Source organism: Caulobacter sp. GW822-FHT01G02, assembly GCF_058802865.1.
In genome coordinates this window covers 102,504-127,644 of sequence record NZ_JBXAON010000002.1, presented here as the reverse complement: position 1 = coordinate 127,644, position 25,141 = coordinate 102,504, and the positions used below count along the sequence as shown (strand labels likewise).

Genomic DNA, 25,141 nt, shown 5'->3' with positions numbered 1-25,141 from the left:
GCAAAGAGAAACGACATGCAGAGCCTCGACGCCTTCGCTGGCGAGAAGCTGGCCGCCCTGGACGCCAAGAGCCTGCGCCGCCGCCTCAAGCCCACCCGCCACCACGACGGCGCCGTGGTCGAGCGCGATGGCAAGCGGTTGATCTCGTTCTCGTGCAACGACTATCTGGGCCTGTCGCAACATCCTCTCGTTCGCGCGGCGGCGGCCGAGGCGGCGCTGAACTACGGCGCGGGCGCGGCCGCCTCGCGGCTGGTGACCGGCGATCATCCGCTGCTGAGTGATCTGGAAAAGCGCCTGGCTCGCCTGAAGGGAACGGAGGCCGCCTGCGTGTTCGGCTCGGGCTATCTGGCCAATACCGGCACGATCCCGACCCTGGTCGGTCCCGGCGACGCGGTTTTCGTCGACGCCCTGGCCCACGCCTGCATCTGGAGCGGCGCGCAGCTGTCCGGCGCCAGGATCGTCAAGTTCGCCCACAACGACGTCGAGGACCTGACGCGCCTGCTGGAGGCCGAACGTCCCCTCGCCCGCCGCGTCCTGGTCGCGACCGATGGCGTGTTCTCGATGGACGGTGACATCGCGCCGCTCGATCAGTTGTCCGCGCTGTGCGCCGAGCACGACGCCTGGCTGCTCAGCGACGACGCCCACGGAGTCGGGGTGTTGGCGCAAGGCCGAGGTTCGGCGGCGCTGTTCCCGGATGCGGACATCCCCTTGCAGATGGGAACCCTGTCAAAGGCCCTGGGCTCTTACGGCGGCTATGTCTGTGGCTCCCAGGCGGTGATCGACCTGCTGAAGACCCGCGCCCGCACGCTGGTCTACGCCACGGGCCTGCCGCCGGCCTCGGCCGCCGCGGCCCTGGCGGCGCTGGACATCATCGAGAGCGAGCCAGAACTGACCGAGCGCCCCCTCGCCAAGGCGCGCCTGTTCACCCAGCACCTAGGCCTGCCCAACGCCCAGAGCCCGATCGTGCCGGTGATCATGGGCGGCGCCGAGGCCGCCCTCGCCACCTCGACCGCGCTGGAGGCGCGGGGCTTCCTGGTCGTCGCCATCCGCCCGCCGACGGTGCCGGAGGGTACGGCCCGCCTGCGCGTGGCCTTCAGCGCCGAGCACGACGACGCCGACGTGATCCGCCTGGCCGACGCCGTGGCGGCGCTGCGATGAAAGCCCTTTTCGTCGCCGGAACGGGAACCGACCTCGGCAAGACCCATGTCGCGTGCGCCCTGCTCCGGGCCGCTCGGGCGCGCGGCCTCCGCGTCGACGCCTTCAAGCCCGTCGTCAGCGGCTTCGATCCCGAAGCGCCCGAGACCAGCGATCCCGCCCGTCTCGCCATCGCGATCGGCCGTCCCGAGGCCTGGGCCGAGATCTCGCCCCGCCGCTATCGCGCACCGCTGGCCCCGAACCTGGCGGCGAGATTGGAGGACGACACCCTGGTCATGGCCGACCTGGTCGCCGACTGCCGAACCTGGCTGGACGGCCGCGACACCGACCTTGCCCTCGTCGAAGGCGCCGGCGGGGTGATGTCGCCGATGACCGACGACGCCACAAATCTCGACCTGATGGTCGCGCTAGGCTTGCCCGTCCTGCTGGTCGCCGGCAGCTATCTCGGCACGGCCAGCCACCTGTTGACGGCTCTGGAGGTGTTGCGGGCGCGAGACCTAACGGTAACCGCGATCGTGGTCAGCGAGAGCCTCGACGCCCCCGATCTTGATCAGACCGTCGAGATGACGCGGGCCTTTGAGCAGACCGCCCCGATCGTGGTCGCGCCGCGCGATCCGGACTGGAGCGCGGCCGAACTCGCCGACCTACTTCTCTAGCCGCGCGACCAGGCTGGAGGTGTCCCAGCGGTTGCCGCCCATGGCCTGCACCTCGGCGTAGAACTGGTCGATCAGGGCGGTGGCCGGCAGTTGGGCGCCGTTCGAGCGGGCTTCGTCCAGGGCGATGCCGAGGTCCTTGCGCATCCAGTCGACCGCAAAGCCGAAGTCGAACTTGCCTTCGGACATGGTCGGCCAACGGTTCTCCATCTGCCACGACTGGGCCGCGCCCTTGGAGATGGCGGCCAGCACGTCCTCGGTCGGCAGGCCCGAGCGCTTGGCGAAGTGCAGCGCCTCGGCCACGCCCTGGACGACGCCGGCGATGGCGATCTGGTTGCACATCTTGGTCAGTTGTCCCGAACCGACCTCGCCCATCCGACGCACGGCCTTGGCGTACCCCCCGATCACCGGCAGCACGTGGTCATAGGACGCCTGGTCGGCGCCGACCATGATGGTCAGTTGGCCGTTCTCGGCCCCGGCCTGGCCGCCCGAGACCGGAGCGTCGACGAAGGCGCAACCTTTCGTAGCCAGCAACTCGGCCATCTCGCGAGCGACCTTGGCCGATGTGGTGGTGTGGTCGACGACCGTTACGCCTTTCTCGAGCGCCGGAAGGGCCTGCGCCACGACGTCGCGGAGGTCGTCGTCGTTGCCGACGCAGAGCAGCACAATCTCGGCGCCGGTCACGGCCTCAGGAATGGTCTCAAAGGCCGGGCCGCCGTGCTTTTCCGCCCACCGGCGGGCCTTTTCGGCGGTGCGATTGTAGACGGCCACCTCATGGCCGGCCGCCTTCAGGTGGCCCGCCATCGGAAAGCCCATCACACCCAGACCGATAAACGCCGTCTTCATGCCGCTGCTCCACTTAATAGAGGCCGGGATTACGCGCCCGACGGCGGCTTCGGCAACCCCATCTTAACGTCCTTTGGGCACGTTGCGACGCATGGTTAAGCAGGCTTAAGCACGATGGCGGTCAACAGCGAACAGCCGATCATCATCAAGAAGGTCAAGAAGGGCGGCGGTCACGGGCACCACGGCGGCGCCTGGAAGGTCGCCTATGCCGACTTCGTGACGGCCATGATGGCCTTCTTCCTGCTGATGTGGCTGCTGAACACGACCAGCCCCGAGCAGAAGCAGGGCATCGCCGACTATTTCGCGCCGGCCTCGATCTCGTCCACGACCAGCGGGTCGGGCGGCATCCTGGGCGGCACCTCGCTGGGCGACGACGGCGCCAAGGCCGACGGCAAGTTGTCGGTCATTCAGCAAATGGCGCCCGAAGCCCCCGATAATGTCAGCAAGGATGGCCAGAGCTCGGAACAGGCCTCCCTCGCCTCCGCCAGCGAGCAGGCCCTGCGCGACGCCCTGGCCAAGAAGGAACAGGACGCCTTCGCCTCGGCCGCCCAGTCCCTGCGCCAGTCGCTGCAGGACATGCCAGAACTGGCCGAGCTGTCGAAACAGATCATGATCGACCAGACCCCGGAAGGCCTGCGCATCCAGCTGGTCGACCAGGAAGGCCGGTCGATGTTCAAGGAAAACTCCCGCGAGCCGAACGACCGCGCCAGGATCCTGCTGCGCGCCGTGGCCAAGGTGATCAACCAACTGCCCAACCGCGTGACCATCTCGGGTCACACCAGCGCCAACGCCTATGGCAAGAAGCAGGACGGCGACTGGGCGCTCTCGGCCGAGCGCGCCGACGCCTCGCGCGTGGTGCTGCGCGGCGCCGGGGTCGACGACGACCGGATCTATCAGGTGTCGGGCAAGGCCAATTCCGAACCGCTGTACGCCGACGACCCGACCTTGGCGGGCAACCGACGCATCTCGATCATCCTGCTGCGTGAAAAGCCGGTCCTGCCGGACAACCTGTGACCGTTCGACGCGCAAGCGCTCCGTGAAGCTTGCGCAACTGAACTCTATGCCCCCTAATCCCGTTCTGGGCGGCAGACACGCTGAAGGGGACAGGGCCTACAAGTGACGCAGCATTTTCCGACGCGACAGCTTCGGTTCTTTCTGACGGCGCCCACGCCTTGCCCGTACCTGCCCGGCCGCGAGGAACGGAAGGTGTTCGCCCACCTGCCCCTGTCCGACGGCCCGACGGTCAATGACAGCCTGACTCAGGTCGGTTTCCGTCGCTCGCAGAACATCGCCTACCGTCCCGCTTGCGAGACCTGCCGCGCCTGCCAGTCGGCTCGCGCGCCCGCCGCCGACTACGTGCTGTCGCGTTCGGAGCGGAAGGTCCTGAACCGTAACGACGACCTCGAGCGCCACCTGGTCGAGGCCGAGGCGACTCTGGAGCAGTTCGAACTGCTGCGCCGCTATTTGCTGGCTCGCCACGCCGACGGCGGCATGGCCGAGATGACCTGGCCCGATTACGTGGCCATGGTCGAGGACACCGCCGTCCGCACCCACTTGATCGAATATCGCCGCAAGTCACAGGACCGCGGCCCGGGCGACCTGATCGCCTGCGTGCTGGTCGACGTGCTCGCCGACGGCCTGTCGCTGGTCTACAGCTTCTACAATCCCGATCTTGACCGTCGGAGCCTGGGCTCCTTCGTCATCCTGGACCACATCGTCCAGGCCCAGCAGGGCGGCCTCCCCTACGTCTATCTGGGCTACTGGGTCCCGGGCAGCGAGAAGATGGCCTACAAGGCGCGCTACTCGCCGCTGGAAATCCTGAAGCCCGGCGGCTGGTCGCTGATGTCGGCCCGCGAACGCGGCGCTCGTCCGCCCAGTTCGCGCCCCAACTCGCACGACACCTGCGACCTCGACCTCAGCGACGCCGAGCCGGCTTCGCTGGACGACCTGCCGTAACGGAACGTTTCCGAAGACACCTCGGAGCACACGTCTCCCAACGGCAATAACCTCAAGACACGCAAAAGTGGAACGTGTGAACTTGGCAAGAATGTCAAAAGATCGCGGTCAGAGGAATTGAATCTGCACCTTGGTTAACGCCCAGGAAACCACTTCATCCCAAATTTAGTGAAACGCTTCGGTGAACGCGGCGACAGTTAGGGGGATGTGGATTATGTTTTTCTCGGAACGCAAGACGGGCGAGATCAATCTCCTCAAGAAGCAACTGGCGGACCTGAAGGAACGATCCGAACTGCTGGATCAGGCCTGTGGCATCGGCCTGTGGGAAGCCGTGCTGCACGACGCCGACGCCCTGCACCCCAAGAGCGTCTGGACCTGGTCGCCGGAATTTCGCCGGCTGATCGGCTACACCAGCGAGGCAGACTTTCCGAATGTCTGCCGCTCCTGGTCGGACAAGCTGCACCCCGACGATGTCGAACCCACGTTCGCCGCCTTCGCCGCCCACCTGACCGACAAGACCGGCGCCGCGCGATACAATGTCACCTATCGCCTGATGACCCGGCAGGGCGTCTATCGCTGGTACCGCGCTACCGGTGGGTGCATTCACATAGAAGGCGGCCTGATCCGCGCATGCGGCTCGCTGACCGATATTCACGAGCAGACGCTGATCGAGCAAAAGGCGCGCGACGAAGCCGCCGAGAACCAGATCGCGCTGGACGCCCTAGCGGACGGCCTGAAGGCCCTGGCCGACGGCGACCTGACCCACAAGATCGATGCGGCCTTCTCGGCCAGGGCCCAGCCGGTCAAGGACAATTTCAACCACTCCGTAAGCCGCCTGCGCGACGCGCTCGTCAACATCGCCTCGACCGCGGGCTCCATCCGGGGAGGCTCGGCCGAAATCGCCAGCGCGTCTGACGACCTGTCGCATCGCACGGAGCAGCAGGCCGCCAGTCTGGAAGAGACCGCCGCGGCCCTCGACCAGATCACCTCGACGGTCAATCGCAGCGCGGAGGGCGCCATCCAGGCCTCGAACGCCGCCGCCTCGGCGAAAATCGACGCCGAGCGTTCGGGCGAAGTGGTGCGCGATGCGGTCGCGGCCATGGGGGAGATCGAACAGAGCTCGGGGCAGATCACCCAGATCATCGGCGTTATCGACGAGATCGCCTTCCAGACCAACCTTCTGGCCCTGAACGCCGGGGTCGAAGCGGCCCGGGCGGGCGAGGCCGGCCGGGGCTTCGCGGTCGTGGCGCAAGAGGTGCGGGCCTTGGCTCAACGCTCGGCCGACGCCGCCAAGGAGATCAAGACGCTGATCGCCAGCAGCACCGCCCAGGTCGAGCGCGGCGTGAAGCTGGTCGGTCAGACCGGCGAGGCCCTCAGCGGCATCGTCGGCAAGGTGACCGAGATCACCGACCAGATCACCGAAATCGCCCGCTCGTCGCGCGAACAGGCCACCGGTCTCAACCAGGTCAACACCGCGGTCAATCAAATGGACCAAGTCACCCAGCAGAACGCCGCCATGGTCGAGGAAGCCACCGCCGCGGCCAGCAATCTGCGCGGCGAGGCCAATGAATTGACGCGGCTGGTCGGCCGTTTCCGCATCGGAGACGACCAGAACCCGTCGGTCGCCCGGGCGGCCTAGCCTCCGCCATCGCCCCCAGGTCCCGGAAGCCTCGCGAAGGCTCTCCCGGGACCTGGGGTCAGCGCGGCGCGGTTGGTCTCAAGCCCAGCGCGGCCGCTTCGCCCCGGCCGGTAGACCGGCCTTGGCGTTTCTGACGGAATGGGCCTCCTAACGCGCGAAGCTGACCCCGCCGTCCACCGTGACGGCCCCGCCCATCACATAGTCCCCGGCCCGCGAGGCCAGGTAGATGGCCGCGCCGGCCATGTCCTCTTCCGAACCGATACGGCCGGCCGGGATGGCCTTCGACACCGCGTCGGCGTGATCGCGGGCGACCTTGTTCATGTCCGAGGCGAAGGCGCCGGGCGCGATGGCGCTGACGGCGATGTTGTCGACCGCCAGGCGCAGGGCCATGCGCTTGGTCATGTGCAGCAGGCCGGCCTTCGACGCGCCGTAGGGATAGGTCTCTTCCTTGCTCACCGACTGGCCGTCGATCGAGCAGATGTTGATGACCTTGGCGACGCGATCCTTGGCGGCGGCGCGCAGCGGGCCGATCAGGGCCTGGGTCAGGAAGAACGGCGTCTTCATGTTGAGGTCGACGGTCTTGTCCCAGCCGCTTTCCGGGAACTCGTCGAAGGCCGCGCCCCAGGCCGCGCCGGCGTTGTTGACCAGGATGTCGAGCTTTTCCTCGCGCTCCTTGATCCGATCGGCCAGGCCCTGAATGCCTTCCATGGTCGAGATGTCGCCCGGCAGCGAGACGCACTCGCCGTACTGGCTAAGCGCCTCGGCGGCGGCGTCGCAGGCGGCGGCCTTGCGGGCGGTGATGTACACGCGCTTGGCGCCGTAGGTCAGGAAGCCCTTGACGATCATCGCGCCGATGCCGCGCGAACCGCCGGTGACCAGGGCCACGCGGCCCTCGATGGAAAACAGGTCTTGCATTTTGTAGCTCCTAGAAGGCGCGGGCGGCGGCCAAAGCCCCCAGCCGGCCAGTGATGTCGTGGAATTGGGCGACGGTCTCGTCGATGATCTGCTGGGCGGTCTTGATCTCGTCGATCAGGCCCACGGTCTGACCGGCCAAGGCGGGCGCGGCCTCCATGTCACCGCCGAAATAGACGTCGAGGATGTTCTTCAGCACATCGGGCGGCATGACCCCCGCGTCGTAGATCTCTTTGGTAAGGTCAGACTTGATGGCGCGGATGCAGGGGCTGGCCTTCTTGTTCAGCACCCAGGTGCCGGTTTCCTTGGCCCCGGTGATCGCCGCCTTGTAGTTGGCGTGAACCGGGCTCTCGGCCGAACTGACGAAGCGAGTGCCCATCTGGACCGCCTCGGCGCCCAGGGCGAAGGCCGCCGCCATGCCGTGCCCATCGCAGATGCCGCCGGCGGCGACAATGGGCACGTCGACCCGCGCGCGGATCGCTTGCAGCAGGACGAGAGTGGACACCTCCTCCGGGTTCTTGAAGCCGCCGCCCTCGGCGCCCTCGACCACGAGACCGTCGACGCCCGCCTCGACGCACTTGACCGCCGCGTCAACGGTGGGGACGGCGTGATAGACGACGATGCCGGCGTCCTTCAGCGGGCCGACGAACTTGGCCGGGCTGCCGGCCGAGGTGGTGACGAACTTGACCCCGCTCTCGCAGACAAAGCGCAGCATGGCGTCGTCGCGCAGGAACAGGATCGGCAGGTTCACCCCGAACGGCAGGCCGCTGGCGGCCATCTTGGTGATCTCGACCTTACAATTCTCGGTCTCGCCGGAAGAGGTCTCAATGACGCCAAGGCCGCCAGCCCTGGAGACAGCCGAGGCTAGCGGAAAGCGAGCGATCCAGCCCATCGGAGCCTGGATGATCGGATATTTCACGCCCGTATGGGCCAGGACACGGTTGGTCATTCTGGTCATCAGGGGATCAGCAGCACGCGGCCGACAGCCTGGCGACTTTCGATATAGGCGTGGGCGGCGGCGGCTTCGGACAGCGGGAAGGTCTTGTCGATCACGACCTTCAGCTCGCCCTTGGCGGCCCGGTCGATCATTTCCTGGATCATGTCGTGGACGCGGTCGGTCATGATCTCCGCGCCGAGGAAGACGCCGGTCAGCGAGCGATTTCCGCCCATCAGCGACGACACGTCCACCTTCATGGGCTCGCGCCCGGCGTTGCCGACCAGCGAGATGCGTCCACGATAGCCCAGGGCGCCGAGGCTGCCCTGCAGGGTCGCGCCACCGACCGGGTCGACCACCAGGTCGACGCCCTTGCCGCCGGTCAGCTTCATCACCTGCTCGACCAGGTCGTCACGGCTGTAGTTGACGCCGTGATCCATGCCGAACGCCTTCAGGCGCTCCAGTCGCTCGTCGCTGGAGGCCGAGGCCAGCACCGTCGCGCCGGCCTGCTTGGCCAGCTGGATAGCGGCCAGGCCCACAGCGCCCGCTCCGGCCTGGACCAGGACGGTTTCGCCCGCCTTCAGACGGCCCGCGCCGAACAGGCACTCGTGCGCCGTGCCGAACGGCACCGGAATGGCCGAAGCCTTCTGGATGTCGAAGCCGTCGGGGATCGGCCAGGCGTTGCGGGCCGGAACGGCGCGCAGCTCGGCGTGCGAACCGAAGGCGTTCACGGTGACGACCTTCTGGCCGACCGTCAGGTGGGTGACCTCTGCGCCGACCTCGATGATCTCGCCGGCCGCCTGGTAGCCCACGATGTGCGGGCTGCCCGCCATCTGGCCGCCGCCGCGATTGAGGGTGTCGCCGCCCTCGATGCTGACCGCCTCGACGCGGATCACCACGCCCTGCGGATGGCAGACGGGGTCGGGAACGTCCTCGTAGCGAAAGACGTCCGGCGCCCCTGTCTCATAATAGACGGCGGCCTTCATGGTGTTCTCCCTGTTGTTGTTCTTGGCTCTTGAAGGAGCGTTATTTCTTAGGGTCGATCAGGGCGTCGTAGACCAGCTTGGCGCTGTCATCGTCGATGTCCTTGATGGTCGGATCGCCGCCCTTGTTGAGGATATGGATCATGCCCAGGAAGAAGAGATCGTTGGTTGGGTCGATCCAGAACCAGGTGCCGGCCGCGCCACCCCAGCTGTAGGTCCCCTGCCCGTACGGCCCCGCCTTGGCGCTATCCAGCACCACCGCGAAATCGAGGCCGAAGCCCTTGCCCGCGGCCGTATTGAACGGCGGATCGTTGGAATTCATGATCGTGTCGCTGAGCATGTTGGTGCGCATCAGCTTGACGGTCTCTGGCTTGATGATGCGCTTGCCGTCCAACGCGCCGCCATTCAACAGCATCTGGGCGAAGCGGGCGTAGTCGGCGTTGGTCGAGACCAGGCCGCCGCCGCCCGAGGCCGCGACCGGCGGCTTGGTGATGTCCAGCACCATGAATCCGGTCGCGGGAACCAGCTTCTGTTCCTTGGGTCCCCAAAGATAGAGCGAAGCTAGACGATCCATCTTCTCGGGGGGAAGCCAGAAGGCGGTGTCGACCATCTTCAAGGGCCCGAAGATCCGCTGCTGCATGAAGTCGCCCAGCGACATGCCGGTCAGCTTCTCGATGATCAGGCCCTGGATATCGACCGAGACGCTGTACTTCCAGCGCGCGCCCGGCTGGGCCACCAGCGGCAGGGCGGCGACCTTCTGGACGAACTCCTCGCGCGACTTGGCGCTCAGGACGCCGGTCGAGACATAGGCCTTGTCGATGGGGTTGTCGGGAACCAAGCCATAGGCGAAGCCGCCCGAGTGGCTCATGAGTTCGCGCATGGTCGGCGGGCGGTCGGCCGGGACGGTGTCGAACGAACCGTCGGGATTGACGCCCTTGAAGACGCGCAGGGAGGCGAACTCGGGGATGTACTTGCTGACCGGGTCGTCCAGCTTCCACTTGCCCTCTTCGTAGAGGATCATCATGGCCACGCCCGTGACCGGCTTGGACTGGGAATAGATGCGGAAGACCGTGTCCTTGGTCATCGGTGGGCCGTCGAAGCCCTTCTTGCCGTGGACCTCGTAGTTCACGACCTTGCCGTGACGGACCAGCATGGTGGTGACGCCCGGCAGGTGGCCGGTGTCGACCAAGTTCTGCATATGGGCGTCCAGCTTCTTCAGGCCTTCGGCCGAGAAGCCGACGCTTTCCGGCGCGGCGGGAGCGATGGCGGGCGTGCTGGACGCTGCCCCCAGGGGAGCAGCCAGAGTCGCGGTGGAGCCGCCGCCGAGCAGCGTCGCGACCAGCGCGGCCGCGATGAACTTCCGAAACGCCAAGGCGTCCTCCCCGAACAGATGTTTGACGCGACCTTAGAGCGGGCGCATCCGCGTTGAAACCCGCTTTTTCAACGTCCGGATGACAGGCGATCCGTCACGCCCAAGGTTAAGGTTATTTCATCAAGAACCGGGTTGTTCGAACGTCGTTCATGTATATTTTTTACTGCACGAGGGATTACGATATTTTAAGGCGACGCTGGCGATGGCCACCCTGGACAACCTGATCACGATCTACCGCAATATCCACCGCTTGCCGACGCAGGCGGAACTTCCCCTTTCGGCCTCGGCACAACTGACCATGATGGCGCAAGGCATCGACGCCGACAGAGGCGGCATGGTCGGGGACCTCTGGAGCTATGCCTCCGCTGTGCGCTGGATCCAGGACAGCGCCAAGTCCACGACCGAGGTGGCGGTGATGGCTTACGGTTTCCTTGCCGACATAAGCCTGGGCACGCAGGGGCTGGACTATCTGCTCTCGCCGGTCGGCGGGAATCCGAACAATCTGAACAGCGCTTATTACGCGCAGTTCAATCTCGTGAACCGCTACATCAATTTCGCGATCAACCTGGCCAAGTTCGGTGAAGGTCGGGAGAACTTCATCAAGGCCTACGGCGAAAACGGAACAATGTATTCGACGTTCCAGAAGGCCTATCTGAAGCTCTTCGGCGTCGAGCGCACCTATGACGAAATTCTGACTTATCTCGACGCGGAGGTGCCGAACGGTCGCGGAGGGACCTACACCCGGGGCGAATATTTCGCCGAATTGGGCGGCGACGGCGGTAACGGCATCGGGACGCGCGCGGCCATGGTCGGCGCGCTGATGGCCGAGGCCATGACAAGCAGCCAGGGCCCGTACGCGGACGCCGTCCGCGCCTTTCTCGCCGACGTCGCAATAGACGGCAAGACGAACCCGCTGTCGGTGTTCTTCTCGGTCTACGGCAAGGGCGGACACCACGCGGCCGGAGGCCCCGACGACCCGGGATTGCCCGGCGAAAGCGCGCGTTTCGCCCACGACTGGAACGTCGACGTCTACAACCGGGAGCCCGACGACAACACCCACGTCCTGGCCAGCGACGGCAACGACGTCATCAAGCCGATCATCACCGATGGCCCCGGCGGACTGGACGCGGGCAAGCACATCAACACCGGAGGCGGCAACGACATCGTCTTTGTCGACAACGGGATCATGCGCGGACATATCGACACGGGAACCGGCAATGACCAGATCTTTGTCGAAAAGTTGGACGGCGGCGTCACCACCGGCTCGGGCTACGACTCCGTGGACATCGGCGGCTTCGCCGGCCTGCACCTGGTGAACGGCAAGGTCACCGACATCGCCGTGATCGACGACTTCAAGAAGGGCTTCGATATCCTCAGCTTCCCGGGCCTGGTCGGGCCAGGCGAGAAGAAACAGCTCTATTTCGTCGCCAACGCCACCTTCGATGACGCGCTGAACGCCTATGCGAGCATCACGGCCGCCAACAGCAACACCGTCTTCGAGTGGAACGGCGACACCTATGTCTTCCACCAGAACGGCGTCACCGGCGTCGATGCGGGGGACGGCCTGATCAAGCTGGCTGGCGTCACCGGCCTTGTGGTCGGCGGCGTCACTCAAGCGGTCGATATCCTGTTCGCGGCCTAGTTTTCAGCTCACCAGGCCGCAAACAAGCTCCCTCCGCCCCGCGGAGGGAGCTTTCCTGCTTCTAACGGGCGGCGGTCGCCCTGGCGGAGGGTCTGGCGGGCTGCTGCCCCAGCGCGATCTCCGTCGGGCGTTCGATCGCCTGGTACACCAGGGCGCGCGACTGGGCGTCCAACCCGGGGCCGACGCCGCCAAGCCGCTGGATCATGCCGACGAAGAACAGGTCGTTGGCCGGGTCGATCCAGAACCAGGTGCCGGCGCTGCCGCCCCAGCTGACCGTCCCCGGCCCTACAGGCGCGCCCGAGGCGGCTGGATCGACGGCCACGGCCATGTCGATGCCGTAGCCCATGCCCGCCGCGAACGGGAACGGCTTGGGTCCGGGGTTGAGCACGCCCGTCGTGCCGTTGGTCGTGACCACGAAGCCGGGCGGCAGATGGTTCTGGGTCATCAGCGCCACGGTCTCGGGCTTGAGAATCCGCACGCCGTCCAGCACGCCCTTGTTCAGGATCATCTGGGCGAAGCGGGCGAAGTCGCCAGCGGTCGAGACGAGGCCGCCCCCGCCCAACGGCGCGGCCGGCGGCTTGCTGACGTCGCGCCAGGCGCCTTCCATGGCCAGCGCCAGCGCACCCGTCGCCGGATCTCCGTCATAGAGCGCGGCCAGGCGGGGCTGTTTCTGGGCCGGCACGTAGAAGGCGGTGTCCTTCATCTTGAGCGGCGCGAAGATGTGCTCCTCCATGAAGACCGGCAAGGTCTCGCCCGACAGCTTCTCGACGATGTAGCCCTGGATGTCGGCCGCCACGCTGTAGCGCCACAATCGCCCTGGCTCGGAAAACAGTGGCAGGCCCGAGACCTTCTGAACCAGTTCGCTCAGCGAGCCGGACTGTAACACGCCGGCGCGGTAGTAGGCTTGGTCGGCCGGACTGCTGGGATCGTCGGCGATACCGTAGGCAAAGCCGGCTGTATGGGTCATCAGCTCGCGCATGGTCGGCGGGCGGGTGATCGGCGCCAGGATGGGCTGGCCCGCCGCGTCGACGCCCGTGGCGATGCGGAGATTGGCGAACTCCGGCACGAACTTGCTGATCGGGTCGTCCAGGTTCCACAGACCCTGTTCGTACAGGATCATCATCGCCACGCCGGTGACCGGTTTGGTCTCCGAGCGGATGCGGAAGATGGCGTTGATCGGCATCGGCTCGCCGCCCAGGGCGCGATGGCCGAAGGCCCTGGCGTGGACGACGCGGCCGTGGCGGGCCAGCAGGGTCACGCCGCCGGCGATCTGGCCGCGGTCGACCATGGCCTGCATGTGATCGTCCAGCTTCTTCAGCCGCTCGGCGCTGAAGCCCTGCTCTTCCGGCTTGCCCCTCGGCAGGGGCAAGGCCAGGGCCGGGGTCGCGGCGACGGCCGCGCAACCGAAGACGCTGGCCAGCAAGCTCAGCGCGCGGCGACGCAGCCGTCCCCTGCTCATTTCGGCTTGAACCGCTTATTGGTCGCGAAGCCCTTGGGCGCCAGCTTGCCGGCCCCGGCCCGGCGACCGATCCATTCCCTCCACTCCGCCCAGTCGCGGCGGCGGCCGGCGGTGTCGATCCAGTAGGCGCCGGTCTCGGCGTTGAACGACAGGCCGTCGCGCAAACCGCCTTCGCGATAGGCCTGCAGCTTGACGCCCTTGCCGCGCGGCATTTCCGGCAGATCCTCGATCGGGAAGATCAGGATCTTGCCGTTGTCGCCGATCACCGCGAACTGGTCGCCCACGGCTTCCAGGCAGAAGGCCGCGCCGGCGGCGTCGACATTCAGGACCTGCTTGCCGGCCTTGCGGTTCGCGAGCGCTTCTTCCTCGGGCATCAGGAAGCCGTAGCCCAGCTTCGAGGCCAGAATGCGTTTGCGGCCGGCCTTGAACGGGAAGACGTCGATGATCTTCACCTTGTCGTCCAGCTCGATCATCATACGCACCGGCTCGCCATGGCCCCGCGCGCTGGGAAGCTTGTCGCAGCCCAGGGTGAAGAAGCGGCCGTCGCTTGAGAAGATCAGCAGCTTGTCGGTGGTCTCGGCCGGGACCAGGAAGCCCAGCTTGTCGCCGTCCTTGAACTTCAGCTCGGACGGATCCTCGACCTTGCCCTTGGCGGCGCGGATCCAGCCGCGCTCCGACAGGATGATGGTGATTGGTTCACGGACGATCATCGCCTCGATGGCGGCGTCGGCGTCGACCACCGGCGCGTCGGCGAAGATCGAACGGCCGATGACGCCCGTCGCTCGACCGGCCTTGTCCAGCGGATGCTTGATCTTCAGCAGCGTGGCGCGGACATCCGACAGGCCCTTGCCGACCAGCTTCCACTGCTTGGCCTCGCTGGCCAGCATGGCCAGGATGCCGTCGCGTTCCTCGACCAGCTCGGCGTGCTCGCGGCGGATCTCCATCTCCTCCAGCTTGGCCAGCTGGCGCAGGCGGGTGTTGAGGATGGCGTCGGCCTGGATGTCCGAGAGCCCGAAGGTCTCGATCAGCTTTTCCTTCGGCTTGTCCTCGTAGCGGACGATCCGAATGACCTCGTCGAGATTGAGGTAGGCGATCAGCAGGCCGTCCAGGATGTGCAGACGGGCTTCGATCTTGGCCAGGCGGTGACGGGCCCGACGAGTCAGCACCTCGCGGCGGTGGGCCAGGAAGGCCATCAGCGCCGGCTTGATGCCCATCACGCCCGGCGTGCCGCGCGCGTCCAGCACGTTGATATTGACCGGGAAGCGAGCCTCCAGCGCCGAGAGCTTGAACAGGCTCTCCATCAGCACTTCGGGCTCGACGTTCTTGGACTTGGGCTCCAGCACCAGGCGAATGTCCTCGGCGCTCTCGTCGCGGACGTCGCCCAGCAGGGCGGCCTTCTTGCTCTCGATCAGATCGGCCAGTTGCTCGACCAGATCCGACTTCTTCACCTGGTAGGGGATCTCGGTGACGACGATCTGGTAGGTGCCGCGACCGGTGTCCTCCTTCTCCCACTTGGCCCGCACCCGCACGCCGCCACGGCCGGTCTCATAGGTTTCCAGCAGGGAGGCGCGGGGCTCGACGATGACGCCGCCGGTCGGGAAGTCGGGTCCTGGGACCTTTTCGAGGATGTCCTCGGTCGTCGCGTCGGGATTGGCCAGCAGCAGTTGGCAGGCGTCGATCAGCTCGGCGGCGTTGTGCGGCGGGATCGAGGTGGCCATGCCGACCGCGATGCCCGACGAGCCGTTGGCCAGCAGGTTCGGGAAGCCCGACGGCAGAACGTAAGGCTCCTCGTCCTGGCCGTCATAGGTCGGCTTGAAGTCGACCGCGTCCTCGTCGATGCCGTCCAGCAGAAGCGTAGCCGCTTCCGTCATCTTGCACTCGGTGTAGCGCATGGCCGCGGCGCTATCGCCGTCGATATTGCCGAAGTTGCCCTGCCCTTCGACCAGCGGGATGCGCTGGCTGAACTCCTGGGCCAGGCGCACCAGGGCGTCGTAGATCGACTGGTCGCCGTGCGGGTGGAAGTTACCCATGACCTCGCCGACCACCTTGGCGCATTTGCGCGCCGCGGCGTCGGGGTTCAGGCGCATGTTGCTCATCGCGTACAGCACGCGACGGTGCACGGGCTTGAGGCCATCGCGCACGTCGGGCAGCGCCCGCGAGCCGATGGTCGAGAGCGCATAGGCCAGATAGCGGCGCGACAGGGCTTCCGTCAGCGGCTCGTCGAGGATGCGGTCGCCGTCGTCAGGACCGCCGGGAGGAAGGACAGGCTTGTTCATCGAGGGGATTCGTTACTCCGGGTAGCGATCCTAGCAGACATCGCCGCGATGATTCGACCGGTTAGGCCTGAACGATCCCCGGTTTTCCGGCTTCCAGCGCGGATGGCGACCGAATTCGCGCGGAAAGCGTCGGAACGGCGCTCACAGTCGGCCCGCTTCCGTCAGGCGATCGATCAGCCACATGCGCGGCGCGGGCAGCGGCCGGTTCAGCGGACCGAAGACGAACTGTTCGAGAAAGTGGCCGGTGATGTCCAGGCCCGCCTTCACATCGCCCTCGGCCAGGCCGCCCTGCGAGGACAGCATGAACGGCGGCAGCGGCAGCAGCTTGTCATGGTACGGCGCCCCCGCCCCTCGGCTGACAGCGCGCCCCGTTCGCGGGCTGACATAGACGAGGTCGTCGAAGCTGCCGGTCGCCGCGCATTTGGAGAGGTCCAGGCCAAAGCCCAGTTCCTGCAAGAGGCCCGCCTCGTAGCGCACATAGACGGCCGGCCAGATGTCGGGGATCTCCAGCACGCGGATCAGGGCTTCCAGCGCATGGAAGGCGCCCGGATGGGCCTCGCGCTCCGGCAGGGCCGACGCGGCGATCGCGGCTGCGGACGACAGGCCCGCCAGCGCCAGGCTGTCGTCGAACAGGCTGGAAGGCCCCTCGCCCATCGGCTCCAGCGTGGCCGAGCCCAGTTGGTCCGCGACCCGGGCGCGATAGCGGGCGATGACCCGCGCGCCGGGCTGCAGAAACGGCTTCATCCGCCGCGAGGCCGCGCCGGCCACGTGGGCGGCGAACTTGCCGTGACCTTCCGTCAAGAGCTCGACGATGGCCCCCGTCTCGCCGTGCGAGCGGGCCGAGAGGACGTAGGCTTCGTCCTCCCATTCGGTGGTCAAGCGGGGGTCCCCCAGGCGACGACCTTCTCCAGCACGTCGCGCCATTCAGGCTCGACCGGCAGGCCGATGACGTCGCGCAGGGTCGCTTCCAACTCGTCGACGGTGAGGTCCCGCTGCTCGACCACGGCGCCGGTGACGTCGCGATGGGTGAAGCGGTTGTTCTTCAGGGCGTAGCGGGCGGTCGGCGTCGTGCGGCCCACCGTCATGCTCCAAGTGAAGTGCGAGCTGGGGTGCGTATAGGTGAAGTAGTTTCCTGGCTCGTAGTCGACGTCTTCCCAGGGACCCAGCGCCACCTGATAAAGCGGCGCCCAAGTCCCCGACAGATTGGCTAACACCAGCCGCTCGCCGCCCGTCTCCGGCGCGGCGGTCTCGATGCGGAACGGACCGTTGGGGGTCTGTTGCACGGCGTTCGAGAACAGATCCAGCGGCGCCGTTAGCACGCAGCCGCCGAAACCGCTGTCGGCGAGCCAGGCGACGCCGTCGACCATGACCTTCAGCACCATGTGCGAGCGGGCCCGCATCGGAGCGTCAGCCGGTTTCATCCACCAGACGCGAGCCATCAAGCCTTGAACTTCGAAGCCCAACGCCTCCAGCACGCGCTTCAAGAGACCATTCTGCTCGTAGCAGTAGCCGCCCCGTCCGGCGCCGATCAGCTTGGCGTCGATGTCGGCCGGAACGATGCTGATCCCGCGCCCCAAGAGGACGTCGAGATTCTCGAACGGGATGGCGTCCGGGTGCTTCAGCGTGAGGGCGCGCAGGGTCGCCAGGGTCGGCTCGCGCGGACCGTCGTAGCCGATGCGCCGGAAGTAGGCGTCCAGATCGACGGCCGCCGCGGGCGCATCAAACATCGAAATCCAGTCCGATATCGCTGAACAGGCCGCGCTCCTCGGCCCAGTTCTCCTTGACCTTCACGTGCAGGAACAGGTGAACCTTGCGGTCGAGGATGTCGCACAGTTCCTCGCGCGAGGCCTGGCCGATCCACTTCAGGGTCTGTCCGCCCTTGCCGATCACGATGATCCTCTGGCCTTCGCGCTCGACCAGGATGGTCTGCTCGATGCGCACCGAGCCGTCCTTGCGCTCTTCGAACGCCGTGGTTTCGACCATGGCCGCGTAGGGCAGTTCATCGTGGACGCGGAGGTAGACCTTCTCGCGGGTGATCTCCGACGCCAGCAGGCGCGCCGGCAGATCGGCGGTCTGGTCTGCCGGATAGAGCCACGGCCCTTCCGGCATCATCGAGACCAGCTTGGCGGTCAGGTCCTCGACGCCGGCGCCGGTCGCGGCGCTGATCATGAAGACGTCGGTGTAGACGCCGGTGTCGAAGAATTCCTTGGCCACCTGCAGCAGGGTGTCGCGCTTGACGCCGTCGATCTTGTTCAGGGCCAGGATGACCTTGCGGTTCGCGGCCTTCAGGCCCTCGATGATGGTCTGGACGTCCTGAACCGAGCGGTATTCGCCGGGCGTGGCCTTGTCTTCGCGGCTGGCCAGTTCGGCCTGAACGTCGACCAGGTGGACGGTGGCCTCGGCGTCTTCCGAGCCGGCCCAGGCCGAGCGGACCATGGCGCGGTCCAGGCGACGGCGCGGGCTGAAGATCCCGGGGGTGTCGACGAGCACGATCTGGGTGTCGCCCGCGATGGCGACGCCGCGCACGGGGAAGCGCGTGGTCTGGACCTTCTGGGTCACGATCGAGACCTTGGCCCCGACCATGCGGTTGACCAGGGTGGACTTGCCGGCGTTCGGCGCGCCGATGATCGCCGCGAAACCGGCGCGAGTCTGAGCGGGTGCTTGGGCGGGTGTTTGGGAGGTGGTGTCAGTCATTGCGCGTGCGTGTAGCACAGCAAGGCCGGAATTCCTCCCCCTAGGGATCAAGAGGCCTTCCGCGCCTGTCCATAGATTTCGACCGGCTGGCCCTCGTCGTTGGTTTCGGTCCACATCCATCCCGAGCCGATGCGCTCGGCGACGGCGATCGAGGCGGTGTTGCCCGGATCGATCCGGTGCCGCGCCTCTTCCCAGCCCAAGTGCGTGAAGGTCCAATTAACGGCGGCGGCCGCCGCTTCGCTCGCATAGCCCCTTCCCCAGAAAGCCGGCAGGATCGCCCAGCCGACTTCGGCGCGGCCGGGGGCTTCAGGAACCCATGGCCCGACGCGACCGATCCAGCGCCCGGTCTCCATCTCGAAGACCGAGAAAAGGCCGCAACCGCGCAACGCCCACATCCCCGCCGCCAGCGCCAAGCCGTCCCAGGCCGTCTCGCGCGACTTCGGGCCGCCGAAGAACCGCATCGCCAAGGGATCACCGTCGAAGGCCGCCCAGCCGTCCAGATCGGCCTGAACCGGCGGACGCATCTTCAGGCGGGCGGTCACGAGCTCCAAGGTCATGACCGCGCTCGCGCTCACTTGCCCGCGTTTTCAATCGCCGCGTCGATCTCGGCCAGGGCGTGGTAGCCCGGCTCCATCTTGCGGCCATTGATCTCGAAGGTCGGCGTCGAGCCGACATCGTGTTCCTTGGCGTTCCGCGTCACGCGGTCGTTCAGCGCCTTGACCTGCGCCTCGTCGCGAACGCACTTGTCGAACTGCTCTTCGTTCATGCCCGCCGACTTGGCGATGTCCAGCAAGGTATCGCGGGGCGAATAGAACACGCCCGGCTGGGCGGCGAAGACGGCGTCGTTGATCTGGAAGTACTTGTCCTTGCCCGCGCAGCGGGCCAGCAGGAAGCCGGCCGATGCCACCGTGACCTCCGCGTCGCCGCCCACCAGCATCTCGCGGAACACGTAGTGGACCTTGCCGCTATCAACGTACTTGGCCTTGAAGGCCGGATAGACCTCCGCCTGCCACTTCGCGCAGACCGGGCAGCCGACCGAGGCATATTCGACGACCGTGATCTTGGCGTCCTTGTTGCCCAGGCTCATGTCGTCGGGCAACGCCTGGAAGGACTGGCCCTTGCCGCAGGCGGCCAGACCTAGGGTCATCAGCAGGGCGACGACGAGACGGCGCATGGGAAGTTCTCCGGGAATCGCGGACGCGAGACAGCATGAAAGGGGTTCGGCGTGACGGCGGTCAAGGTGCGGGCCTGTAAGGACGCACAGCGCCTCGACTTCACGCGGCGCGGCCGCTGAAGGTGTGTGGGGAGGCGACGGAGCGGCCGGGCGAACCCGGGGACCGTAGGGTTTGTTTGTGTTTCGGCTCGCTGACCGCTCCGCCAGGCTGTTCTTGCCCGTGAGGATGGGGGGCGTGAGCGTCTTTCAGCTCGGGACCCCACTAGCCCCCGGACGGGCGCGGACCAAGTCGATCGGCTACATCCGTCTCGACCCCGACGATCCACGATAGGCGGCTTATACGATCACCGCCCTGTCGCTCCGCTGATGGCTTGAACCCCGGACGGCTCCACCACCCACGTGCGCTCCTAAAGAGTAAGCGACGCGGCGTGAAGGCTCCGCCGGGAACCGCCAGCGGCCCCGCTCAACCTACCCCCGCCGCCGTCTTGGGCCGGATCCAAACGCCCTCCCCCGCGACGGGGACGCATTGAGTATCGCGGCGGATTCAACGCCGATGACGCAGGGGCCCGTAAAATCGACAAGCTCTTGATTTCTTGGGATTTTAAATCGCGAACGCCGGGGATAGAGCGCGCTCAATCCCCTCTCTCGGTGAGAGAGGGGTTTTGGTGGACGCTCCGCCTAACCCCTACTCCGCCCCTTCGCGCTCCAACAGGGCCTTGGCCGCGGCCTTCTCGGCTTCCTGGCGCGACTTGCCCTTGGCGATGGCGGGGTCGACGCCCTTGACCGTCACCTCGACCGTGAACACCGGCGCGTGGTCCGGACCCGTACGGTCCAGCACGCGGTAGGTCGGCAGCGGACGGCCCTTGCCCTGGGCCCATTCCTGCAGCGCGGTCTTGGGATCGCGCGGACGCCCCTCGCCGGCCCTGTCGAACTCGTCAGCCCACAGGTCAAGGAACACCTTGCGGGCCGCGTCCAGGCCGCCGTCCTGGTAGAGGGCGGCCATCAGGGCTTCGGCGCCGCCGGCCAGGATCGAGTCGGTCTCGCGGCCGCCGATCTTGCTGGACGAGGCCGACAAGCGCAGGGCCGGCCCCAGTTCGGCCTTGCGGGCGACGCGGGCGCAGGTCTCGCGGCTGACAATGGCGTTCAGGCGCGGCGCGAGCTCGCCTTCCTTGGCCCTCGGATAACGATCGGCCAAGGCCTCGGCGGCCAGCAGGCCCAGCACGCGGTCGCCGATGAACTCCAGCACCTCGTTGTCGCGGACCTTCTTGGCCCCATCCCCGACGCTGGCGTGCGTCAGGGCGCGTTCGAGCAGTTCGCGGTCGTTGAACCGATGGCCGATCCGGCGCTCGAGGTCGCCGACGGCGGCGACCCGTCTATCCATGGTTCTGCATCACTTCAGCACGTGGAAGAAGCGGCTGGGACGCGCGTTCAGGAACCACGTCCACGGCTTGAACAGGCTGGCCTCGGCGTTCCACGACAGCAGGATGATCTGGGCGCGGCCGACCAGGTTCTCGGCGGGCACGAAGCCGACGCCGATCTCGTCACCGATATACTGGTCCAGCTCGTAGTCCCACTTGCAGGCGCTCTCGGCATACGGCGAGACGCCCGGGTCGAACCGGCTGTCGGCCGAGTTGTCGCGGTTGTCGCCCATGAAGAAGTAGCAGCCGGCCGGCACGGTATAGACGCCGGTGTTGTCGCCGCGGCTGTCGGGACCGAAGTCCTGGGTGTTGTACTGGCGGCCTTCCGGGTTGGTCTCCTGGAAGCGCTGGACCTGCTGGGTGAAGCCATAGCCGGTGTCGACCAGGGCCGGGGCCTGCTCCTTGCGCGGCAGGGCCTTGCCGTTGATGAACACCTGGCCGCCGCGGATCTGAACCTTGTCGCCCGGCAGGCCGATCAGGCGCTTGATGTAGTCGGTGCGATTGTCGCGCGGCAGCTTGAAGACGATGATGTCGCCGCGCGTCGGCGCGCGCCCCAGGATGCGGCCCTTGATGATCGGCGGGCTGAACGGGATCGAGTGCTTGCTCCAGCCGTAGCTGAACTTCGACACGATGATGTAGTCGCCCTGATAGAGGTTGGGCTCCATCGAGGCCGACGGAATGGTGAACGGCTGGAACAGCAGGACCCGCAGCACCAGGGCGATGCCCAGGGCGTAGGCGACGGTCTTGATGATTTCGATGAACTCGGCGACGACGCCCTTCTCTTCGGGCGGCGTGAGGTCGTCGGCGGCGTCGGTCATGCGGGCGCGGAGCTCTTCGAAGATGATTGGCCGGCGAACCGGTTCGGCTTTGCTAGACGGGCTTGCCCCCATGAGCAAGAGTTGGAGGGGCAAGTGGCGGGGCCGTTAGTCGCACTTCATGGCGACGGTTGGGCCGTCTCGTCAAACGCTCTCGGGCAGGAGGCGAGTGCGTCAGGCCTTGGGGAGGGCCTCGATGATCACGAAGGCCTGGGCGTAGGGATGATCGTCGGTCAGGGAGAGGTGGATCACCGCCTCCATGCCCTCTGGAGTCAGTTCCTTCAGCCTTTCCAGCGCGCCGCCGGTCAGGGCCATGGTCGGCTTGCCCGACGGCAGGTTGACCACGCCCATGCCCGCGAGGTGCACGCCACGCTTCAGGCCCGTGCCCAGGGCCTTGGCGCAGGCTTCCTTGGCCGCGAAACGCTTGGCGTAGCTGGAGGCGCGGTCAGGCTTGCGCTCGGACCGCTTGCGCTCGATCTCGGTGAAGACCTTGTTGGTGAAGCGCTCGCCGAAGCGCTCCAGCGACTTTTCGATGCGGCGGATGTCGCAGAGGTCCGAGCCGATGCCGATGATCACGCGGCCTGCTCCGCTTCCACCGAGCGGGTTTCGCGCTCGGCATCTTCTAGTTGTCGAGCATCCTTACGCAAAACCGGCCTCCACTTTCACGGGATGCTCGACCCGGGCGGCGTCCATCAGCAGGCGCATCCGCTGGATCGCCTGCGGCAGGCCGACGAAGATCGCCTCGCCGATCAGGAAGTGGCCGATGTTCAGCTCGGCGATCTCCGGGATCGCGGCGATCGGCTTGACGGTGGCGTAGTCGATGCCATGGCCGGCGTGGACTTCGAGGCCAAGGCTCGCGGCCAGGGCCGCGCCGGCCTTCAGCCGCTCGAGAATGGCTTCGGCGCGTTCAAGGTGGCCCTCGCGATAGGCGTCGCAATAGGCGCCGGTGTGCAGCTCGATGACCTGGGCGCCGGCGGCGGCCGAGGCGCGGATCTGCTCGGGGTCGGCTTCGATGAACAGCGACACACGCGCCCCGACCGTGCGCAGGCGGGCGGTGGCGTCGGTAATGCGGTTCTGGCCCTTGATCACGTCCAAGCCGCCCTCGGTAGTGACCTCCTCGCGGCGCTCGGGCACCAGGCAGGCGGCGTGCGGGCGCGCCCCGATGGCGATGCCGACCATCTCGTCGGTCACGGCCATCTCGAAGTTCAGCGGCTTGCCGCGCTTGTGGCAGAGGTCGGTCAGCACGGCGATGTCGGCGTCACTGATGTGGCGGCGATCCTCGCGCAGGTGGGCGGTGATGCCGTCGGCGCCGGCGGCCAGGGCCAGCTCCGCCGCGCGCACGGGCTCGGGATAGGACGAACCGCGCGCGTTCCGGATCGTGGCCACGTGGTCGATATTGACGCCCAGTCGCAAGCTCATCCGCTCTTCCTGCTGAAACCAAGGACTCAAGGACTCTAAGCGAAAGCTATAAGCCCAGCCGCCCGCTTGTGCAGGTGGGAATTTCGCGGGCCGGCGCCAGGGCTCACGCATGGACAAAGCCGCGCCGGCGCCTAATCGTATACGCTCTACCTTTGGGAGGGGCGTGATGATTTCGAACAAGACCTGGCTCGCCGCGACGGCGGGCGTTCTGGCTATCGCCATGGCCAGCGGCGCCGGCGCCGCCGACGTCTCGGCCGGCAAGCTCAAGAGCTTGAAGGCGGAGGCCGTGGCCGGCGTCGAGAGCCGCGCCAAGCTGGCCCAGGTGATGAACGATGAGATCTTCTCGTTCGGCGAGCTGGGTTTCCAGGAGGTCGAGACCTCGGCCTACATCACCAAGGTGCTGGAGCAGAACGGCTTCACCATCAAGCGCGGCGTCTCGGGCATCCCGACGGCCTGGACGGCGACCTGGACCCATGGGACCGGCGGCCCGGTCATCGCCTTCGGCAGCGACATCGACTGCATCCCCAAGGCCTCGCAGAAGCCGGGCGTGCCCTGGCACGATCCGATCGTTCCGGGCGCGCCGGGCCATGGCGAAGGCCACAATTCCGGCCAGGCCCTGAACGTCGTCGCCGCCCTGGCGGTCAAGGACGTGATGACCAAGCAGAACATCGCCGGGACCCTGGTTCTGTGGCCCGGGGTGGCCGAGGAACTGGTGGCCGGCAAGGCCTATATGGTCCGCGACGGCGTGTTCAACGGCGTCGACGCCACCATCTTCACCCATGTCGGCTCGAACCTGCAGACCGCCTGGGGTCAGCCCTCGGGCACGGGCCTGGTCTCGATCAAGTACAATTTCCATGGCGAGTCCGCCCACTCGGCCGGCGCGCCGTGGCGTGGCCGCAGTGCTCTCGACGCCGTCGAGCTGATGGACATGGGCTGGAACATGCGCCGCGAGCATCTCAAGCCCGAGCAGCGTTCGCACTATGTGATCACCGACGGCGGCGACCAGCCCAACGTCGTGCCGTCCGAGGCCACCGTCTGGTACTATTTCCGCGAACAGACCTTCGACGCGATCAAGAAGAACTGGGATATCGGCAACAGGATCGCCAAGGCGGCGGCCGACATGACCGACACGAAGATGGACTACGCCATCGTCGGCACGGCCGCCCCGCGCCACTTCAACAAGCCGATCGCCGAGGCCGCCCAGAAGAATATCGAACTGGTCGGCCTGCCCAAATGGACCGACGACGAGCAGGCCTTCGCCAAGGCCGTGCAGAAGAACGTCGGCTCGACCAAGCAGGACGGCCTCGACGTCAAGCTGAAGGGCTTGAAACCGCCGGAGGAGAAGCCGGAAAGCGGCGGCTCGGACGACATCGGCGACATCTCGTGGATCATGCCCACGATCACCATCAACTATCCGTCGAACATCCCGGACCTGCCGGGCCACCACTGGGCCAACGCCATCTCGATGGCCACGCCGATCGCCCACAAGGGCGTGGTGGCCGGCTCGAAGGTGGTGGCGATGACGGCGCTGGATCTCTTGACCCAGCCCAAGCTGCTGGCCGAAGCCAAGACCTACTTCACCGACGTCCAGACCAAGACGCAGAAGTACGTGCCGATGCTGTCGGCGACGGACAAGCCGCAGACCCAGATCAACGCCAACATCATGGCGACCTTCCGGCCCGAGATGAAGAAGTACTACTATGACCCCGACAAGTACGGGACCTATCTGGAACAGCTGGGCATCGCCTGGCCGGTCAAGCAGCTGACGCCGCCGACCGCGAACTGATCCGCAGA

The 25,141-nt window shown here is 66.7% G+C and carries 23 protein-coding genes; 7 read left to right on the top strand and 16 right to left on the bottom strand.

The features are described from left to right. Positions 1-15 precede the first annotated feature (15 nt). Positions 16-1,158, top strand: a complete 1,143-nt coding sequence (gene bioF / locus AC1RNC_RS06150) for an 8-amino-7-oxononanoate synthase (protein WP_492884603.1) — start codon at positions 16-18, stop codon at positions 1,156-1,158. Beyond that, positions 1,155-1,811: a dethiobiotin synthase gene (gene bioD, locus AC1RNC_RS06145; protein ID WP_492884601.1), complete on the top strand. Its 657-nt coding sequence runs from the start codon at positions 1,155-1,157 to the stop codon at positions 1,809-1,811. The genes bioF and bioD overlap by 4 nt, the downstream gene beginning before the upstream one ends. Here bioD and AC1RNC_RS06140 read toward each other — a convergent pair. Continuing rightward, positions 1,800-2,654, bottom strand: coding sequence for an NAD(P)-dependent oxidoreductase (locus tag AC1RNC_RS06140; protein ID WP_492884599.1), 855 nt, complete (start codon positions 2,652-2,654; stop codon positions 1,800-1,802). The two genes, bioD and AC1RNC_RS06140, sit on opposite strands and share 12 nt — an antisense overlap. Before the next feature lie 114 nt (positions 2,655-2,768). On the opposite strand from AC1RNC_RS06140, the gene AC1RNC_RS06135 reads away from it, so the two are divergent. The 3 genes from AC1RNC_RS06135 (at position 2,769) to AC1RNC_RS06125 (ending at position 6,249) form a co-directional block, all read left to right on the top strand. Next, entirely contained in the window at positions 2,769-3,668 is a 900-nt protein-coding gene (locus tag AC1RNC_RS06135) for a flagellar motor protein MotB (RefSeq protein ID WP_492884597.1), read from the top strand. Between the two features lie 102 nt (positions 3,669-3,770). Further along, complete coding sequence (locus tag AC1RNC_RS06130; RefSeq protein ID WP_492839676.1) at positions 3,771-4,610, top strand: arginyltransferase; 840 nt, start codon at positions 3,771-3,773, stop codon at positions 4,608-4,610. A gap of 205 nt (positions 4,611-4,815) precedes the next feature. Continuing rightward, the gene (locus tag AC1RNC_RS06125; protein ID WP_492884594.1) at positions 4,816-6,249 is read left to right on the top strand and encodes a methyl-accepting chemotaxis protein; all 1,434 of its coding nucleotides are present in this window, start codon (positions 4,816-4,818) and stop codon (positions 6,247-6,249) included. Between the two features lie 147 nt (positions 6,250-6,396). On the opposite strand, the gene AC1RNC_RS06120 is transcribed toward AC1RNC_RS06125, so the two are convergent. From AC1RNC_RS06120 to AC1RNC_RS06105, 4 genes are read right to left on the bottom strand one after another with little or no spacing between them, the layout of a single operon-like run. Further along, on the bottom strand, positions 6,397-7,164 hold the full coding sequence (locus AC1RNC_RS06120) for an SDR family NAD(P)-dependent oxidoreductase (RefSeq protein ID WP_492884592.1): 768 nt from the start codon (positions 7,162-7,164) through the stop codon (positions 6,397-6,399). 10 nt (positions 7,165-7,174) lie between these two features. Next, on the bottom strand, positions 7,175-8,110 hold the full coding sequence (locus tag AC1RNC_RS06115) for an NAD(P)H-dependent flavin oxidoreductase (protein ID WP_492884590.1): 936 nt from the start codon (positions 8,108-8,110) through the stop codon (positions 7,175-7,177). 8 nt (positions 8,111-8,118) lie between these two features. Beyond that, the gene (locus AC1RNC_RS06110; protein WP_492884588.1) at positions 8,119-9,081 is read right to left on the bottom strand and encodes a quinone oxidoreductase family protein; all 963 of its coding nucleotides are present in this window, start codon (positions 9,079-9,081) and stop codon (positions 8,119-8,121) included. Positions 9,082-9,121: 40 nt separating this feature from the next. Then, positions 9,122-10,450, bottom strand: a complete 1,329-nt coding sequence (locus tag AC1RNC_RS06105; RefSeq protein ID WP_492884586.1) for a serine hydrolase domain-containing protein — start codon at positions 10,448-10,450, stop codon at positions 9,122-9,124. Between the two features lie 202 nt (positions 10,451-10,652). On the opposite strand from AC1RNC_RS06105, the gene AC1RNC_RS06100 reads away from it, so the two are divergent. Continuing rightward, positions 10,653-12,092 (top strand): hypothetical protein, encoded by a 1,440-nt coding sequence (locus tag AC1RNC_RS06100; RefSeq protein WP_492884584.1) that lies wholly within the window; start codon positions 10,653-10,655, stop codon positions 12,090-12,092. A gap of 61 nt (positions 12,093-12,153) precedes the next feature. On the opposite strand, the gene AC1RNC_RS06095 is transcribed toward AC1RNC_RS06100, so the two are convergent. From AC1RNC_RS06095 to AC1RNC_RS06045, 11 genes are all read right to left on the bottom strand, one after another. Further along, a complete protein-coding gene (locus AC1RNC_RS06095) occupies positions 12,154-13,551 on the bottom strand; it encodes a serine hydrolase domain-containing protein (protein ID WP_492884582.1) in 1,398 nt (465 codons plus the stop codon). After that, positions 13,548-15,827, bottom strand: coding sequence for a DNA topoisomerase IV subunit A (parC, locus tag AC1RNC_RS06090; RefSeq protein WP_492884580.1), 2,280 nt, complete (start codon positions 15,825-15,827; stop codon positions 13,548-13,550). Before parC ends, AC1RNC_RS06095 begins: the two co-directional genes overlap by 4 nt. A 141-nt stretch (positions 15,828-15,968) precedes the next feature. Beyond that, a complete protein-coding gene (recO, locus tag AC1RNC_RS06085; protein WP_492839667.1) occupies positions 15,969-16,751 on the bottom strand; it encodes a DNA repair protein RecO in 783 nt (260 codons plus the stop codon). Further along, positions 16,703-17,554, bottom strand: coding sequence for an arylamine N-acetyltransferase family protein (locus tag AC1RNC_RS06080; RefSeq protein ID WP_492884577.1), 852 nt, complete (start codon positions 17,552-17,554; stop codon positions 16,703-16,705). The genes recO and AC1RNC_RS06080 overlap by 49 nt, the downstream gene beginning before the upstream one ends. Further along, on the bottom strand, positions 17,547-18,521 hold the full coding sequence (era, locus tag AC1RNC_RS06075) for a GTPase Era (protein ID WP_492884575.1): 975 nt from the start codon (positions 18,519-18,521) through the stop codon (positions 17,547-17,549). The genes AC1RNC_RS06080 and era overlap by 8 nt, the downstream gene beginning before the upstream one ends. A 47-nt stretch (positions 18,522-18,568) precedes the next feature. Further along, positions 18,569-19,078 (bottom strand): GNAT family N-acetyltransferase, encoded by a 510-nt coding sequence (locus AC1RNC_RS06070; protein WP_492884573.1) that lies wholly within the window; start codon positions 19,076-19,078, stop codon positions 18,569-18,571. Between the two features lie 14 nt (positions 19,079-19,092). Further along, positions 19,093-19,695 carry a thioredoxin domain-containing protein gene (locus tag AC1RNC_RS06065; protein WP_492884571.1) on the bottom strand — a complete coding sequence of 201 codons (603 nt, stop codon included), beginning with the start codon at positions 19,693-19,695 and terminating at the stop codon, positions 19,093-19,095. A gap of 685 nt (positions 19,696-20,380) precedes the next feature. Further along, the gene (gene rnc / locus AC1RNC_RS06060) at positions 20,381-21,076 is read right to left on the bottom strand and encodes a ribonuclease III (RefSeq protein ID WP_492839663.1); all 696 of its coding nucleotides are present in this window, start codon (positions 21,074-21,076) and stop codon (positions 20,381-20,383) included. Positions 21,077-21,085: 9 nt separating this feature from the next. Then, positions 21,086-21,931: a signal peptidase I gene (gene lepB / locus AC1RNC_RS06055; protein WP_395444007.1), complete on the bottom strand. Its 846-nt coding sequence runs from the start codon at positions 21,929-21,931 to the stop codon at positions 21,086-21,088. Positions 21,932-22,102: 171 nt separating this feature from the next. After that, positions 22,103-22,504 carry a holo-ACP synthase gene (acpS, locus tag AC1RNC_RS06050; RefSeq protein ID WP_492884568.1) on the bottom strand — a complete coding sequence of 134 codons (402 nt, stop codon included), beginning with the start codon at positions 22,502-22,504 and terminating at the stop codon, positions 22,103-22,105. A gap of 63 nt (positions 22,505-22,567) precedes the next feature. Further along, positions 22,568-23,347: a pyridoxine 5'-phosphate synthase gene (locus AC1RNC_RS06045; protein WP_492884567.1), complete on the bottom strand. Its 780-nt coding sequence runs from the start codon at positions 23,345-23,347 to the stop codon at positions 22,568-22,570. Positions 23,348-23,516: 169 nt separating this feature from the next. Between AC1RNC_RS06045 and AC1RNC_RS06040 the strand changes: the two genes are divergently transcribed. After that, positions 23,517-25,133, top strand: a complete 1,617-nt coding sequence (locus AC1RNC_RS06040) for a M20 family metallopeptidase (RefSeq protein WP_492885491.1) — start codon at positions 23,517-23,519, stop codon at positions 25,131-25,133. Positions 25,134-25,141: the final 8 nt, after the last annotated feature.